The organism is Pelodictyon phaeoclathratiforme BU-1 (assembly GCF_000020645.1).
Lineage (GTDB): Bacteria > Bacteroidota > Chlorobiia > Chlorobiales > Chlorobiaceae > Chlorobium > Chlorobium phaeoclathratiforme.
The window spans coordinates 2,345,662-2,359,714 of the sequence record NC_011060.1 but is presented as its reverse complement, the minus strand read 5'-3'; the positions used below and the strand labels follow the sequence as shown (position 1 = coordinate 2,359,714).

Below are 14,053 nucleotides of genomic sequence, written 5' to 3'. Positions count from 1 at the left end.
TATGAGGAAAAGTTAGTCGGCAGCGCCGAATTTTTTTGCCTGTCCGGCAGTGAGATTCAGGGTTTCACGGACAGCGAATGAACTCCCTCTGGAGGAGGATGTTGAAAGCATCTCGCCAAGCAGCCCGGTCGAAAAAAGCTGAACCCCGAGAATGAGCAGCAAAATGCCGAGAAAAAGAATCGGGCGATTGCTGACCGGTTTGTTCAGCAGGATTTTATCGAGCGTAATGTAGAGGCTGATGATAAAGCCGGAAAAAAAGCTTATGAGACCCGCCATGCCAAAAAAATGCATGGGACGGCGAAGATAGCGCGTTATAAAAAGCACCGATAAAAAGTCGAAAAGCCCTGAAAAAAAGCGTGAGGAGCCATATTTGGTCGTGCCGAACTTTCTTGCACGGTGGCTTACCGGCAGCTCGGCAATCCTGAACCCCATCCATTTGGCCAGCACCGGAATATAGCGGTGCATATCGCCATGCAGCTCCAGCCGACGGGTCACCTCTTTGCGGTAAACCTTCAACCCGCAGTTGAAATCGTGAATGGTGATCCCTGTAAAAAGGCGCGTTACCGTATTGAAAAGCTTCGACGGGATGGTTTTGGAGAGCGGATCCTTGCGTTGCTGTTTCCATCCACTCACCAGATCATACCCCTCCTGCACTTTTTTGATCATCTCCTTGATGGCAAAAGGGTCATCCTGCAGATCGGCATCAATGGTGCAGACATAATCGCCCGTTGCAGCCATGAAGCCCGCCGAAAGTGCCGCTGTTTTGCCAAAGTTTCTCTGAAACGAGATCAGGCGCAATTCCGGCCGTTCAGCAATCATACTGCCGATCAGTGCGCATGAATCATCCGTAGAACCATCATCAACCAGAATGATTTCAAAACCGAACGGCGCAGGAAAGAGAGTCCGCATCTCATTCTCACCCAAAGCAGCATACAGTTGCCCGACAAGTTCAGGAAGCGATTCCCGTTCATTAAAGAGCGGAACAATAACAGACAAAGAAATCAAATGAAAATGGATAATTGACAATGAAAATGAACCGTAGGGGCGGGGTCATCCCGCCCCCCTCTCTGTGCATAACAAACATAAAACCCTCGGCCAGTGTCCCCGCCCCTCTTCGTAAACAATAAACACATACGGCCGATGCCACCCCCCGCCCCGCATCATTAAGCACAACGAACAGTAACAAAAGTAAGGATGAAACCGCCCAAAGCCAAATGCATCTCGTTTATACCCCCCGCCTGCAAGGATCCCAGATATATTTATGCAACTGGAGCTGCATCCTCGCCCGGAGCCGGTCGCGCAGCATCCATTCGGCAAGTTCAGCCGGATCAAGTTTCCCAAACGAAACACCCATCATAATGGTAAAAGAATCCATCAAACCGTGTTCCTGCAAAAGCGCCCTTGCCCACTCATAATCTTCCCTGCTGGCAACAACAATCTTGAACTCAAAGTTCTGGCGGTGGGGGAGCACAGCGGCAAGCGCAAGCTCAATGTTTTCAGGATTGTTCTGATCGCAGACCCCCGATGATGGCGGTTTCAGGTCAATAATTTTATGCACCCGGCAGTCAACTTCGGCAACAGAGAGAAAGCCGCCGGTCTCCAGCAGCACCTTCTGCTCCAGATCGCAGAGTTGCCGCATGAGGCTGTACACGGCGGGCTGCAAAAGCGGCTCACCCCCGGTAACCTCAATCAAAGGCGCCCGAAAAGCGAGCGCTCTTTGCACAACCACCTCTATCCCAAGCTTGATCCCGTCATGCTCAGCATAGGCGGTATCGCAGCCAATGCAGCCGTGACCGCACCCCGCAAGCCGTATGAAAGCGCAGGGCCATCCCGCAAAGGATGACTCCCCCTGGATAGAGTGAAAAATCTCACTGATATTCAGCGTTCCGGCGCTCATGAGCGCTGTTCCGCAAGTAGTTTTTCAAGGGCATCCGGGTAAAGCTGGTGTTCACATGCAAGCACTCTCGCCGCAAGAATCTCCGGCGTGTCGCCCTGTAAAACCGGTACCGCTCTTTGCAGCAGGATCTTCCCCTTGTCATACTCCTCGTTGACAAAGTGCACCGTCGCACCGCTCTCTTTTTCGCCAGCCGCAATCACCGCACTGTGCACATGGATGCCATACATCCCCTCACCCCCGAACTTCGGCAGCAGGGCAGGATGGATATTGAGCATCCTCTCCGGAAACGCCCTGACGACCGCGTCCGGCACCTTCCGCATATAGCCCGCAAGCAGAACAACGTCGATCTGCGCATCCTTGAGACGCGTTACCATCGCGTCAGCAAACTCGTCAAATGAGTCGAACTGTTTTTCCGTGATATGCACCGTCGCAATGCCCTGTTCGTGTGCAAACTCCATCGCTCCGCACTGCGAACGGTTCGAAAGACAGAGCACGATTTCCGCATTGAGCGGCTTTTCCGCAATTGAGCGGTAAATCGACTTAAAATTGCTTCCTCCGCCGGAGCAGAAAACCGCAATACGGGTTTTATTGGTAGTCATGTGGATGTAGTATTATTTTCTGATGTTATTTTCTGCGTCACTGGTATGATCTGTTATTGCTGCCCAAGCCTTATCGTACGCTTTCGGGTTGGCATAATACCTCTTTGCGTTTTCCACTACCCGTTGCAGAATTTCCATATCGTCACTGGCCAATCCGCTGACTTCAAGCTGTGCCCGAATTTCCCCTTCACTGAACATGCTGTAGAGTTGTCCTATTGCTACGTTCATGAAAAGCGGAATAAACATTGATACCCCATCAAAAGAGACAACAACATGTTTACCTGCTTTCAGCAACGGTACTGTTTTATCGAACACCTTCTGCCCATCTTCTGATGCTATGCAGAGATCAGTGCCGATTATGTCAATAACTTTTATGGGGACTTTTTTTATCACAGTCTCTCTTGTTGCTCGAATTGTCCGCATTTCAGTGTGTGTATCTATAATCTAAACGTTATGTTACTGCTCATAGTACCTTGTCATAACAGCATAGAACGGTGCCGCCATGTTTGCCTCAAAAAAGTTACATGACTGAAAATCAAGATCGACTTTTTCCAGTGACACTCCTTTGGCTTTCTCCGAAAGAGCAGCAAGCGCAGTAAATCCGCTCAAATCATTACGTATGTCACCAATTTTTTCCTGCATCAAGTTTTTGTTTTGAGAACTTGTCATGGTTGGCGTGTACCGGGCGTGTGTTAACCGTCAACTGTTCAGCACATGGATAGATTTTATCATAACGTCCATCCATTTCCAAGCTTTTCCGCTTTTCGAGGCTGTGTGTCTGCATGTTCTCTCAATTCTCCAGTTTGGTTGTCCATATTTCTCATTATTGCTGGAATTATCCGTACCTTTGCTGTAAGTTTTATTCCAAAGATAAATACTTTTAATGGCATGGATATGGGTATCAAAGAGATCGAAGTCGAGATTCAGAAGCTGGAATTGAACGAACGTGCTTCTCTCGCGAAGTGGATAGTTGAGAGCCTCGATGAACTGACACAAGCTGAGGCCGATGCTTTGTGGGCTGAAGAGGCGGAGTGTCGCCTTGATGAGTTGGAGCAAGGTATTGTCGTTGAGATACCGGATAAAGAAGTTCTTCTTCGAGCGCGGGCTGCTATATCATGAAAGTGATCGGATTTTGATCCTTGCGTGCGCTCACCAAAAACGACGACCTTTCTACTGGCGAAAACGACTGAAGTGATAGATGAACAATCATGTTTCAAACTGTGTCCAAACTGATGTTCAGAGCCCTGTTGGCGGGTTGTAAAACGACGTTTATACGCTGATCCATATAAAATTTTGAAATAAAATATGTTCAGTGCTATAACTAATTTATCATCATAAGATTAACTGTATTTCAAGAGGTTATTGATAGGCGTCTTATATGGATTGCAATTCAATAATCTGCGGTTTAGTCGGATCAATCTAATTATTGTTATGCGTCACGGAGTCGTAGATGGATCACTTTGAGAGCATCATTGCCACGCTGCTTGAAGCCGAGGGTTACTGGGTGCGTAGGTCGTTTAAGGTGAATGTCACAAAAGAAGAAAAGCGGCAAATCGGGAAGCATTCAATTCCGCGCCCTGAGATTGACTTGCTCGCGCTTCATTTCTCCAATAATAAAGTGGTTGCCCTTGAAGCAAAGTCATTCCTTGATTCGCCTGGCGTTAAACTTGCACAACTGAATGAGGAACATGAAGTACCTCAGGGCCGATACAAGCTCTTTACTTCTGAGCGCTATCGCAAGATCGTTCTGTCAAGGTTGTACCAAGACCTCATCGCTTGCGGCATGGCCAACTCAAAAACAACAATTTCCCTCGGTCTTGCTGCTGGCAAGGTCTACCAAGGAAAGAGTGAGCCAATCCGCGAATTCATGGAAAAGAGGAAGTGGCTATTTTGGTCGCCCGAAGACATCAAGCAAAAGGTCACATCACTTGCTGATCGTGGGTATGAAAACGACCCTGCCATTATCACCGCCAAGATTCTGACGCGATGACGCAGAACCTTATAGTCAACTGGATGCTGCGCGTAAAGCTGCGCAGCGCCGGTTACTTTCACGTTGGGCATTATTTACCATCATAATCTTGTTTATAAGGTGTTGTTTATAGGCTACATTGGGGTATTGAAATTCAGAAAACCAACCTCTCTTGGCAATTGATTGATCGACAGTTTGCAAGATATTCGGGCACGTGCACGCATTCAGGCAAGAATTGAGTGCCTGGCTGGGCAATCTTAGGGTGAAGGAATTGATAGGAGTGAAATATGGCAAAGACCGTTACAATAAAATATGATGTATCCGAGCATCTTCGTACTCCTCAAGAAATGGCCGCTTATCTGGAAGTGTGCATTGAAGAGGCAAATGGTGATACAGCGTTTATTACAAAGGCATTGGGGGACATTGCAAGGGCAAAAGGTATGACACAGGTGGCACGGGATGCTGGTTTGTCTCGGGAAAGTCTGTATAAGGCTCTTTCCGGGGAAAGAAGTCCGGGGTTCGATACCATTCTTAAAGTAATAAGTGCCTTGGGTTTGAAATTGCATGCAGAAGCAGCACAGACAACAAAATTAACAGCCTGACAATAGCAATCCACCAGCTCGCTACGCTTCGGCTGATTTTTTTGATGGCTCGGTGGCTACGCGCCGTTATACCTTAAAGAACTATTCTCCATGACCATACGCCATTTCCCCATTTTTTGCTGGAAGTGAGTTAATTGCTCGAACACTTCAAAAATCCGGATGGCATCGGCCCTGACCAGCTTGAAACGTTCATTTTCATCCGCCAACAGGTATTATTTTACCGCAAATGTGGTAATAAAATAATTTACTTACCCAAAAAAGAAAAGCTTTCTACTGGCGAAAACGGCTGATACAGTTCACCCTTTTGCTTTGTTTTTCCTCTGTACATAATTTATATTTACAATTATGTCTATCGAATTTCAATGGGATGACAACAAAGCCAGGATCAATTCTGAGAAACATGGCATAACTTTTCAAGAAGCAAAAACAGTGTTCTATGACGAATTTGCTGATCAATTTTTTGATCAAAAAAATTCCGGCGAAGAGGATCGCTTCCTTCTGCTTGGAAGAAGTGTTCACTCCAGAGTTTTGATGGTCTGCCACTGCTACAGAGAATCTGATGAAGTGATCAGAATCATCTCAGCTCGAAAAGCAACCAAAAGCGAAACCAGATTCTACAGGGGTAACTGATGAAAGAAGAATACGATCTCTCAAAGATGCAGCGTAAAAAAAACCCGTTTGCTGCAAAATTGAAAAAACCCGTAACAATCCGTCTTGGTGAAGATGTTGTTGACTACTTCAAGTCACTTTCTGATGAAATGGGCCTTCCCTATCAGTCATTGATAAATCTCTATCTGAGAGATTGTGTATTGACACACAGAAAGCCAAATTTCAATTGGACTGAGTGAGCGTTAACATAGCGTTCAACCTTATCGGGCTTGGCTCAACGTCGAGTTTCGCTATGAGCGGGCGGGCTCAACCACACACAGACAGGTTAACGCCATGTTATACCGTAAAGAACTATTTCCCATGACCATATTCCAATTTCCCCAATTTTCGCCGGAAGCTGCCAAACTATGGGAGGAAATTCCTGTAGAGTTCCAGGAGGAGATACTTGATAACGTCTTTTGTTCGCATTGTCGTGACGCTGTCAGAATCGTTGATTATTCCGGTTCAGTTGTGAGCGGTGATCTGCGTCTCAAAGGAAACTGCGCAATTTGTGGTAATCAAGTAGCTCGTCTTGTCGAAGGTTCCTGACGAATGAATATCTTGCAGGTATTGTGGAGCATCGCACGATATCAGGACTGATCGAGCTTTGGGCTCGGCTGGGTCGGCTATATGGTGAAAATTGAAGACAGGTGAGTTATGAAATCCTATGATGTTGTTATATCAGGCGCTGGTCCTGCGGGATGTTCGTCTGCGTTGTTTCTTGCCCAAAAAGGGTGCCGTGTTTTGCTGCTCGACAAGGCGACGTTTCCAAGAGAGAAGGTTTGCGGAGACGGTATCACTGCAGCTTCTTCGACTCTTCTTGAAGAGATGGGCGTTATGGATCGTCTTCGCCTTCGGCTGGGCCCATTGATGGTATGTAAAGGCGTTACCATCTTTTCTCCTGCCGGGACTGTTTTGCAGGGGAGAATCTTGCAAACCGGGAGTTTGACTGGTGCGACCTATGTTATTCCAAGAAAAGAATTTGATGACTGCCTTATTGCCTGCGTGAAAGAGCACTCTTCGATCACCCTTCTCGAAAATACGACCGTTACCGATATCATCATGGAAGGTGACAGAGCGAGAGGTGTAAGAAGTTCCGGAGGTGACTGGTTCGGTCGTGTTGTCATTGCTGCCGACGGGGCCTATTCTCCAATAGCTTCCCGGTTGCATCTGGCAAACAAGGAGAAAAAGCATCAGGGGTTTGCCATTCGTGCCTATTACTCAAAGGTTGAGGGGTTGACGGATTCCATAGAACTCCATTACGACAAGTCCATGGTTCCTGGTTATGGCTGGATATTTCCTTTAGGTAATCAGAGAGCCAATGTCGGGGTGGGCCTTATGACCCGTTTCAAAGATCAGCGCGGTCTCAAGCAGTTGTTTGAGCGGTTTGTTGGTGAGAATGCGTTTGCATCGGCAAAGTTGAAACATGCTGTTATGGAGCCGGGAACACTCAAAGGGTGGCCTCTTCCTTTTGGCTCTTTTCAGGGAAAAAGAGGTCGTGGTAATGTGCTGCTCACCGGGGATGCTGGCAGTTTTGTAGATCCTCTGAATGGTGAAGGGATATATTATGCGTTGAAAAGTGGCCGGTATGCTGCAGAGGCCGCTGCAAGGGCTCTGGATGAAGAGGAAATTCGGGCTTCAATGTATTACGAGAAGCTCTGGCGAAAAGAGTTTTCATTTCACGAGTTTACTCTTGGGTATGCTCTTCAGCCTTTGCTGAATAATGAGTTTCTACTGGAGTCGCTCATGAGGTTTGCGGCTAAAAAACAAACACGGGCAAACTTGTTAGCCGGGGTCATCGGTCATAATTTTAAAAAACGTGATTTGCTCAAATTAATACCTCCTTTTTCGTGAAGGTCGTCTCGATGTCATGAAGATTCAGTCTCTCATCTATCGTTGCTGTCCAAAGCGGGTATTACGGGTGCCGGGCATGCAGGAATAGTGGTTTCCAGCCAAGTGTTTAGATGGGGTTGGGGATTTCCTTCCATTTGGCAAGGTTGATCGTGCTTGTTGGCTTAACCAGTTTTCAACGACTCATGCGGCGATTACGTGCTGAATACTTGCTGTTTTGTGTTTGGTTTTGTATTGTGGTGATGTGTTGTTTTTCCCGGGCATTCTAAAAAGAGAAACGGGATTTCCATAATAAATAATATTCGAATCAGATAGCATCCCACCAGGGAGAGATTATGAATACAGTTACGCACAGGGATTATGAGCAGATGTTAATCAGGATTGCGCGTGTTTTACCATCCAGTCGGGTAGAGCAACTGGTCGATTTTGCCCGTTTTCTTGAAGCTCAGATTTTGAGTGAGGATCTCATCAAACAAGAAAGTCTCACGGAGATAGAAGCTGATAATGAGCAATGGGATGCACTGATGGCAACGGATGAATCGCAGGCTTTGCTGGAAAAAATGGCAGGTGAAGCTTTGGCCGAACATCGGGCAGGTAAAACAAGACCAATGTCATTCAATCATAAAGGCGGTATTGTGCCCGGATGAAATCAGTCACGACTGCACAGTTCTGGAAACTCTATGACGCATTACCGGAAGAGGTACAGTGTCGTGCAGACAGAGCTTATGAACAATGGCAGATCAATCCTCAAGCTCATGACCTCTATGACCGTCTGCTCAGGAATATGTAGCAGGCTTGCCATCCGGCAAGTATTGCTACTTGCCGTAAAGATGGAAGGTGTTGACCGGTTTGCCTTGCAGCTTCAGGTAGTAGAAGAGCTGTGCTTTGTGCTGGTTCAAATGATCGATCATCTGCAGTATGCGCAAGCCGAGGTTTATCGGGGTCGGATCCCACGGGGCTGGCGTTCGTTTTGATTCCAGCTCTTCTTCGCTGCAATGGTTCAGTGTCTCAAAGGCAATGGCTTTGTCGAGAGTGAGAAGTTTAAGGGCCTCCTCGATGGTACTGACGCTCTTAAGTTCTTCAGCCGGAGGCGGCATTTTCCTTTCAGCTTTCTTCTCGTCCATCTCACTATGGGCTGGCATATCCCAATCTCCTGTAGCGAATCCTTTGATGGGAACGCCGCAGGATTTCCCCATATGGAGGAGCAGTTGCCCGGTCGTCATCCAGTTGCTGCCGTCGGTTGGTTTCCATGCGAGATCCTTTTCGTCAAGAAGCCTGACAAGTCGTTCTGCCACCTTGAAGGCGGATTCGAGTTGTGTTTCAAGAAGCTCTTTCCAGTTCATAAGTGTGAAGGTGATTTGTGGAGAGTTAAGATGCTTTACGAGTTCACGACCATTTCCGGATAAACAACCCTCGCTACTCAGGTCTCGTTTACCGGTACGCACTACAACCGCACTACCTGCCAATAGGTTTCCTCGTTCAGGGTGGGCAGCGAATTATCCCTCACAGTGGTGATACTGCTATTGAGATGGAATGGTGGATCTCTGCCGATTTTTGCCGGGCGAGCTGAAGAAATAATGCTACAGTTGAACTTTGGAGTGTTGAGTCAACGATTCGTGTACCGAAATCGTATCTTTCCAGAAATTGTTGTGATCGCAATTTCATCATAGCCGAACGGGCTCGTGACTTTTTTCGTTATGAAAGCTCAAAATTTTGATCTTCAGGCATATTTCTCCAGAATCGGTTTTCAGTGTGATGCCTCTGCGGATTTTGCTACACTGAAACGCATGATGCGCTGCCAGCTCTTTTCGGTGCCATTTGAAAACCTCGACGTTCAGCAGGGGAAAGTTGTCTCTCTTGTACCAGAAGAGATTTATCGTAAAATTGTTGAACGGCAGCGGGGAGGGTACTGCTATGAGGTGAATGGCCTCTTTGCCATGGCTCTTGACGCGTTGGGATTTTCTTATCAATTTGTCGCGGCCCGTCCGATGACCTATCCTGTCCGTCGTCCGAAGACGCATATGGCGATTGTTGCTGCCATAGGGGGCGAACAATGGCTCTGTGACCTGGGTTTCGGCAGCTACGGCATACGCGAACCGGTTAATCTGAACTGGATTGACCGGGAAATCAGACAGGATTGCGATACGTTCAAACTGACCTTAAGCTTGGAAGGGGACTATCTCTTGCAGTCATTTATCGATGGCGCTTCGAAAAATCTCTATGAGTTCAATCTCAGTCCGCAGGAGTGGGTGGATTTTGAACCGGCCAATTATATGAACTCGACCCATCCGGACTCGATTTTTGTCCAGTGGCTGATGGTCGTTCTGCAGAACCCTTCAGGTAAGGAGGTGCTTTTTGGTGACCGCTTCCAGTCCGTGTCAGAAGGCAAAACAAAGGGGTGGACACTCAAGCATGAAGAGATTCCTGCGATACTGCAGCAGCACTTTTCCCTCCGGTACTGATGAGTCGGGATGATGTGTGATTATACGCCATTTCGCAAGATGCCTTTTCATTATTGCCCGCAATCTTCATATCTTTAACGTAATTTGTTGCCGAACAATGCGTTTCTGGCTGACATGCCTTGTTGTTACGATTCTTGTTGCTTTATATCGATCCCTATGAGAAAGCTGAAACAACTTGCCTTAAACGTTGTGATTAGTTTCTATTCATCTGTAAAGTGAAGAAGATAACCGAAGATCGAACTGATTTTCGCTGTACAGAGCTTTTTCAATGCCATGCGCTATCTTTTTCAAGATAGATGCATCGTTTATTGTATTGCAATCACAAGTAGTCAGTAATCTCCAAAAGCTGATTTTATGACATGATTTACCGATCACTATTCTTGTCGGCTTTACTTTTGACTATCCTGTTTTTTTGTAATGGTTCTGTTTATCAGCAAGAGCGGGCTGTTGATAAAAAAATATTATATGCAGAACGTGAATTCAGCAATGGAGATATCATTTTTCAGCGAGGAATCAATATTGCCAGTTCTTTTGTTGTATCTGTTGATTCGAAATCTGGTTATTCCCATGTTGGTATTATTTGTAAGTCGCATGGCCATATTTTTGTCATCCATATTTTGCCGGAGAGTAATGAGTCAAAAGATGGGCTTGTAAAAATGGAACTTCTTGGCGATTTTTTATCACCGGAAAGAACATCCGGTTTTGCTTTGTATCGATTATCAAAAAGTAAGGATAAGATTTCATCCAGAGCTGTCGATTGTGCAGTTTCTTTTTTCAAACAAGGGATTCGTTATGATTACGATATGAATAATACGAACCACGATAAGCTTTATTGTACGGAACTTGTCTGGTGGGCATATCGCAAGGCAAAAAACACGAATGCCCGCTCTCTTGTTGATCATCGTAATGCTTTCAATGGTGGGATGCAGCCTGTTCAAGCCAAGCCCCTCGAAGGTGGTGAAGAATTTTTTTCAATATGTTGAAAAGGGAGAGGTCGAGAATGCTACAAAGCTCTTTTCAAAACAGTCCGTACAGTCTTTTGGTTCGAAATTACCTTCAATGATGGCTCATCAAGTCGGTATCATCAAAAACAAGGGTGGAATCAAATCCATCGATACTGAAGAAAGTATAACCGGTGATCTGGCAAAAGTTAAATATAAGGTCACCTATAGTGATGCGACCGTTGAAGATGGGGCATTTGATCTGATCAAGGAAGAGGGAGACTGGAAAATCCAGATAAGTATGAATAAGTGACAACTGCACTTGTTTTCTTTTCTGAAAATATGAATGGGTGCTCATAATGAGTTAATAATTCAGTTAACTTTTTTCCTGTAACGGTATAACTGCACGATGAAAGGTCAGGAAGATACAAGGGAATGAGCATGAATCAGCGGTTTGAAAATTGGTAAGATTGAAAATGAAAGTGCTTTTTCTTGCAATGCTGTTTGTTTTTCTCTCTGGGCAAAGTAATGCTCAATCCGGGATCATCTACAAGGTTTCAAAAATTGAGGCTGCTCTTTTTTATTCTGACAAAGCGACATTTTCCGGTAACATAGTTGATAATCCCGATTTTGTTTTGCGGAATGTGGTTATCGGTGAGGGTTCTGCAGAGGGTCCATCGAATCAAACCCTGGTAAAGGTATTTGTACATGCCTCAGGGAATGGGCAATCAAATGCGGAGGCTCTATCTCTGGATGTTATCGTTATGAATGGTCGGTCGATTCAAAAAAAGAGATTTAAGCCTGGATTTTTTGAAAAGAATCGAACCAATTGTTATGGCATTCTGATTGATGATACCGGATGTGCACCAGTAACCATCACAGCAAAACTAATTGGCAAGGGTGGTGGTTCAGAGATGAAGAAGAGGATCTCTTTTGGTTGTGGAGAATGACGTGATATGAGAATCTGCAACAATGAAGTCTGGCCGATTATTTCAATACTAAATCATGGGGAGGTGAACTATGGCACTGAGTTTGACGTGGGGTGGCTGCGCTGATACGTCTGTTGCCTTTTCCGAGTTTTTTGCCAGTGACCACACTGTCGCTGTACGATTCATGATGCAGTTTGTCAACGCCTATGATGGCCCTCTGCTTGCCGTTCATGGCAGCGGGCTCTATTTCATTGGTAATGGTGATGGCCGTGGCGGGAACAATAAGCTCTCAATCCGCATCGGCACAGGTTTGCTCGATATTCCTGTTGCCTCCAGTTTTCAGGAGAGCTGGCATCATATCGCGGTTGTCCGAAAAGGTTCGACTTTCACCATTTACCTTGACGGCGTGTCGAAAGGAACCCTGGCGGTTCCCTCGTCCAATAAACCAAGTGGCACACTCCGTCTGGGAAGAAGTGACGAGATTCATCAACAGTTTTACGGCTTCATAGACGATGTGGCGGTGTTCACTGCGGCACTGACGACATCTCAGGTTGCGCTGCTTGCAGCGGCAAAAACGCTGACGGGAAAAGAGGTGAATTTGCTGGCAGGGTTTATTTTTGGCGACGGAGTGAGCGAACCGGTTCCAGCGACGTTGAAGCGACCTGTAACCTGTGTTCCGGGGGCTCATAACGTAACGGTCTCAAATAGCCGTGACAACGCAGCCGACAGCAAGCTGTTGCCGTTGAGCCTGGTGAGCCACATGCGTCTGCCGTTTGAACAAGGGCGTATTGTCACTATCTCGCAAGCTTTCGGCGATCCGACAATCAGCCATTCCGGCTATGCGGCATTCTGTTATGACTTCATGTTTCCTGATGGTGATATCAATGGCCATACCTTCAGGGCCTCCTCCCCGGGAACGGTTGCGCACGTCTGGGAAGGTGGGCCAAACACGAGTCAGGGCCCGTCCAATTTTGTGACCATTCAACAGGGCGCTACCGAATTCTGCGACTACCTGCATCTTCAGCAGAATAGCTGCGGAGTGAAGAGTGGAGAGCACGTGAGTTATGGCACGGATCTGGCGACGGTTGGCAGGTCGGGAACGGGCTCTCCGCACCTGCATCAGGCAGTGACGAACCTCGGGGAGCATACGGCAGATCGTTCTCACTTTGTAACAATCGCTTTTCCTTTCTGTAACTATGAGTATTCTGATGACAGTGGTGCAACCTGGCATCATGTTATCCGGGGTTACCTCAAGAAGGGCCAATGGGTCAGGAATCCGGTACCAAAGTCGCCCGTTCGCTATACAGCAGCGTGGACGCCGAATACTACCGGTGAGTATCAGATGTATGACGTGCCCTATGCGAAGTACCGTGCACGGTACGACGAGTTGTGGCCGCAGGGTTGGCGTCTTTACAGCCTCAGCATCGTCGTTGTGAACGATGTACCGCTTTATACAGCCGTTTGGCGCCCGGGCAGTGGCGGCGAATATCAGATTTATGACGCCTCTTATGCAAGTTACCGCAAACGCTATGACGAACTGTGGGCAAAGGGGTGGCGATTAAAGCTCCTGACGCGATATGTGATTGGTGGACAAATCCGCTACACGGCTGTTTGGGCCCCCAAAACGGGCGGCGAGTATCAGATCTATGATGCCTCTTATGCGAGTTACCGCGCACGCTATGATGAGTTGTGGCCGCAGGGCTGGCGGTTAAAACTGATTGATGTCATCGACGTCAACGGTACGCTCAGTTATACGGCCGCCTGGGAGCCTTCGAAGGAGGGTGAATACCAGATATACGGAGCAACATTTGCACAGTTCAAGGCACGCTACGACGAGCTCTGGTCAGGTGGCTGGAGGCTCAAGTTCATTTCGACCTGCAACTCAGGTGGAACGAAGATAACGGCCGTGTGGCGTCAGACGAAGGAGCTGGAACTATGGGTTCATGGTTGGGAGTATGCCGACTTGCGGGCGCGCTACGATGTGCTCTGGCAGCAGGGTTGGCGTCTCAAGCTTTTCGACCGTTTTACGGTGTGATGTAGTATTTGTCTGTTTTGTGCCGTATTATTGATGAACTGAGCGTCTTCATTTCTATTCCGGCTACGGATTGGTTTCAATGGGGCAAGCGCTCACAGTTTCCATTTCCCACTTCCATAA

Annotated in this window: 20 protein-coding genes; 14 read left to right on the top strand and 6 right to left on the bottom strand. The window is 47.0% G+C overall.

Features of this window, described 5'->3' with window-relative positions:
* Positions 1-12 precede the first annotated feature (12 nt).
* The 5 genes from PPHA_RS11265 to PPHA_RS11245 form a co-directional block, all read right to left on the bottom strand.
* A complete protein-coding gene (locus tag PPHA_RS11265; RefSeq protein WP_041526539.1) occupies positions 13-1,005 on the bottom strand; it encodes a glycosyltransferase family 2 protein in 993 nt (330 codons plus the stop codon).
* A 220-nt stretch (positions 1,006-1,225) separates the two neighbouring features.
* The gene (locus PPHA_RS11260; RefSeq protein ID WP_012508951.1) at positions 1,226-1,897 is read right to left on the bottom strand and encodes a 7-carboxy-7-deazaguanine synthase QueE; all 672 of its coding nucleotides are present in this window, start codon (positions 1,895-1,897) and stop codon (positions 1,226-1,228) included.
* The gene (gene purN / locus PPHA_RS11255) at positions 1,894-2,496 is read right to left on the bottom strand and encodes a phosphoribosylglycinamide formyltransferase (RefSeq protein WP_012508950.1); all 603 of its coding nucleotides are present in this window, start codon (positions 2,494-2,496) and stop codon (positions 1,894-1,896) included. The genes PPHA_RS11260 and purN overlap by 4 nt, the downstream gene beginning before the upstream one ends.
* A gap of 12 nt (positions 2,497-2,508) precedes the next feature.
* Positions 2,509-2,889, bottom strand: coding sequence for an STAS-like domain-containing protein (locus tag PPHA_RS11250; RefSeq protein ID WP_041526866.1), 381 nt, complete (start codon positions 2,887-2,889; stop codon positions 2,509-2,511).
* Between the two features lie 63 nt (positions 2,890-2,952).
* Positions 2,953-3,138: an ATP-binding region, ATPase-like protein gene (locus PPHA_RS11245; protein ID WP_012508948.1), complete on the bottom strand. Its 186-nt coding sequence runs from the start codon at positions 3,136-3,138 to the stop codon at positions 2,953-2,955.
* A gap of 72 nt (positions 3,139-3,210) precedes the next feature.
* Here PPHA_RS11245 and PPHA_RS16380 point away from each other — a divergent pair, with 72 nt between their 5' ends.
* From PPHA_RS16380 to PPHA_RS16020, 9 genes are all read left to right on the top strand, one after another.
* Complete coding sequence (locus tag PPHA_RS16380) at positions 3,211-3,615, top strand: addiction module protein (protein ID WP_223293907.1); 405 nt, start codon at positions 3,211-3,213, stop codon at positions 3,613-3,615.
* Between the two features lie 331 nt (positions 3,616-3,946).
* Positions 3,947-4,486: a hypothetical protein gene (locus tag PPHA_RS11235; protein ID WP_012508945.1), complete on the top strand. Its 540-nt coding sequence runs from the start codon at positions 3,947-3,949 to the stop codon at positions 4,484-4,486.
* Positions 4,487-4,752: 266 nt separating this feature from the next.
* Complete coding sequence (locus PPHA_RS11230; protein ID WP_012508944.1) at positions 4,753-5,067, top strand: addiction module antidote protein; 315 nt, start codon at positions 4,753-4,755, stop codon at positions 5,065-5,067.
* Between the two features lie 345 nt (positions 5,068-5,412).
* Positions 5,413-5,697 (top strand): BrnT family toxin, encoded by a 285-nt coding sequence (locus PPHA_RS16855; RefSeq protein WP_012508943.1) that lies wholly within the window; start codon positions 5,413-5,415, stop codon positions 5,695-5,697.
* A complete protein-coding gene (locus PPHA_RS11220; protein ID WP_012508942.1) occupies positions 5,697-5,915 on the top strand; it encodes a BrnA antitoxin family protein in 219 nt (72 codons plus the stop codon). The genes PPHA_RS16855 and PPHA_RS11220 overlap by 1 nt, the downstream gene beginning before the upstream one ends.
* A gap of 121 nt (positions 5,916-6,036) precedes the next feature.
* Positions 6,037-6,264, top strand: a complete 228-nt coding sequence (locus PPHA_RS11215; protein WP_041526865.1) for a hypothetical protein — start codon at positions 6,037-6,039, stop codon at positions 6,262-6,264.
* A 108-nt stretch (positions 6,265-6,372) separates the two neighbouring features.
* Entirely contained in the window at positions 6,373-7,569 is a 1,197-nt protein-coding gene (locus tag PPHA_RS11210; protein WP_012508940.1) for a geranylgeranyl reductase family protein, read from the top strand.
* A 332-nt stretch (positions 7,570-7,901) separates the two neighbouring features.
* On the top strand, positions 7,902-8,213 hold the full coding sequence (locus tag PPHA_RS11205; protein ID WP_012508939.1) for a hypothetical protein: 312 nt from the start codon (positions 7,902-7,904) through the stop codon (positions 8,211-8,213).
* Positions 8,210-8,356: a hypothetical protein gene (locus PPHA_RS16020; protein WP_012508938.1), complete on the top strand. Its 147-nt coding sequence runs from the start codon at positions 8,210-8,212 to the stop codon at positions 8,354-8,356. Before PPHA_RS11205 ends, PPHA_RS16020 begins: the two co-directional genes overlap by 4 nt.
* A 25-nt stretch (positions 8,357-8,381) precedes the next feature.
* Here the strand turns inward: PPHA_RS16020 and PPHA_RS11200 are convergent, their stop codons facing one another.
* A complete protein-coding gene (locus PPHA_RS11200) occupies positions 8,382-8,909 on the bottom strand; it encodes a DinB family protein (RefSeq protein WP_041526538.1) in 528 nt (175 codons plus the stop codon).
* Between the two features lie 354 nt (positions 8,910-9,263).
* Here PPHA_RS11200 and PPHA_RS11195 point away from each other — a divergent pair, with 354 nt between their 5' ends.
* The 5 genes from PPHA_RS11195 to PPHA_RS11175 all read left to right on the top strand — a co-directional run bounded on the left by PPHA_RS11195 (position 9,264) and on the right by PPHA_RS11175 (position 13,933).
* Positions 9,264-10,028, top strand: a complete 765-nt coding sequence (locus tag PPHA_RS11195) for an arylamine N-acetyltransferase family protein (RefSeq protein WP_012508936.1) — start codon at positions 9,264-9,266, stop codon at positions 10,026-10,028.
* A 359-nt stretch (positions 10,029-10,387) separates the two neighbouring features.
* On the top strand, positions 10,388-11,011 hold the full coding sequence (locus tag PPHA_RS11190; RefSeq protein ID WP_012508935.1) for a YiiX/YebB-like N1pC/P60 family cysteine hydrolase: 624 nt from the start codon (positions 10,388-10,390) through the stop codon (positions 11,009-11,011).
* A complete protein-coding gene (locus PPHA_RS11185) occupies positions 10,986-11,282 on the top strand; it encodes a nuclear transport factor 2 family protein (RefSeq protein ID WP_012508934.1) in 297 nt (98 codons plus the stop codon). The genes PPHA_RS11190 and PPHA_RS11185 overlap by 26 nt, the downstream gene beginning before the upstream one ends.
* 163 nt (positions 11,283-11,445) lie before the next feature.
* Entirely contained in the window at positions 11,446-11,919 is a 474-nt protein-coding gene (locus PPHA_RS11180) for a hypothetical protein (protein WP_012508933.1), read from the top strand.
* A 70-nt stretch (positions 11,920-11,989) separates the two neighbouring features.
* Positions 11,990-13,933, top strand: a complete 1,944-nt coding sequence (locus tag PPHA_RS11175; RefSeq protein ID WP_012508932.1) for a LamG-like jellyroll fold domain-containing protein — start codon at positions 11,990-11,992, stop codon at positions 13,931-13,933.
* Positions 13,934-14,053: the final 120 nt, after the last annotated feature.

Coding starts and splice junctions, on each gene's coding strand:
- PPHA_RS11205 (WP_012508939.1), top strand. CDS start 7,902: ATGAATACAGTTACGCACAGGGATTATGAGCAGATGTTAATCAGGATT.
- PPHA_RS11200 (WP_041526538.1), bottom strand. CDS start 8,909: ATGAACTGGAAAGAGCTTCTTGAAACACAACTCGAATCCGCCTTCAAG.
- PPHA_RS11230 (WP_012508944.1), top strand. CDS start 4,753: ATGGCAAAGACCGTTACAATAAAATATGATGTATCCGAGCATCTTCGT.
- PPHA_RS11220 (WP_012508942.1), top strand. CDS start 5,697: ATGAAAGAAGAATACGATCTCTCAAAGATGCAGCGTAAAAAAAACCCG.
- PPHA_RS11215 (WP_041526865.1), top strand. CDS start 6,037: ATGACCATATTCCAATTTCCCCAATTTTCGCCGGAAGCTGCCAAACTA.
- PPHA_RS11190 (WP_012508935.1), top strand. CDS start 10,388: ATGATTTACCGATCACTATTCTTGTCGGCTTTACTTTTGACTATCCTG.
- PPHA_RS16855 (WP_012508943.1), top strand. CDS start 5,413: ATGTCTATCGAATTTCAATGGGATGACAACAAAGCCAGGATCAATTCT.
- purN (WP_012508950.1), bottom strand. CDS start 2,496: ATGACTACCAATAAAACCCGTATTGCGGTTTTCTGCTCCGGCGGAGGA.
- PPHA_RS16020 (WP_012508938.1), top strand. CDS start 8,210: ATGAAATCAGTCACGACTGCACAGTTCTGGAAACTCTATGACGCATTA.
- PPHA_RS16380 (WP_223293907.1), top strand. CDS start 3,211: ATGGATAGATTTTATCATAACGTCCATCCATTTCCAAGCTTTTCCGCT.
- PPHA_RS11245 (WP_012508948.1), bottom strand. CDS start 3,138: ATGCAGGAAAAAATTGGTGACATACGTAATGATTTGAGCGGATTTACT.
- PPHA_RS11175 (WP_012508932.1), top strand. CDS start 11,990: ATGGCACTGAGTTTGACGTGGGGTGGCTGCGCTGATACGTCTGTTGCC.
- PPHA_RS11180 (WP_012508933.1), top strand. CDS start 11,446: ATGAAAGTGCTTTTTCTTGCAATGCTGTTTGTTTTTCTCTCTGGGCAA.
- PPHA_RS11260 (WP_012508951.1), bottom strand. CDS start 1,897: ATGAGCGCCGGAACGCTGAATATCAGTGAGATTTTTCACTCTATCCAG.
- PPHA_RS11195 (WP_012508936.1), top strand. CDS start 9,264: ATGAAAGCTCAAAATTTTGATCTTCAGGCATATTTCTCCAGAATCGGT.
- PPHA_RS11210 (WP_012508940.1), top strand. CDS start 6,373: ATGAAATCCTATGATGTTGTTATATCAGGCGCTGGTCCTGCGGGATGT.
- PPHA_RS11235 (WP_012508945.1), top strand. CDS start 3,947: ATGGATCACTTTGAGAGCATCATTGCCACGCTGCTTGAAGCCGAGGGT.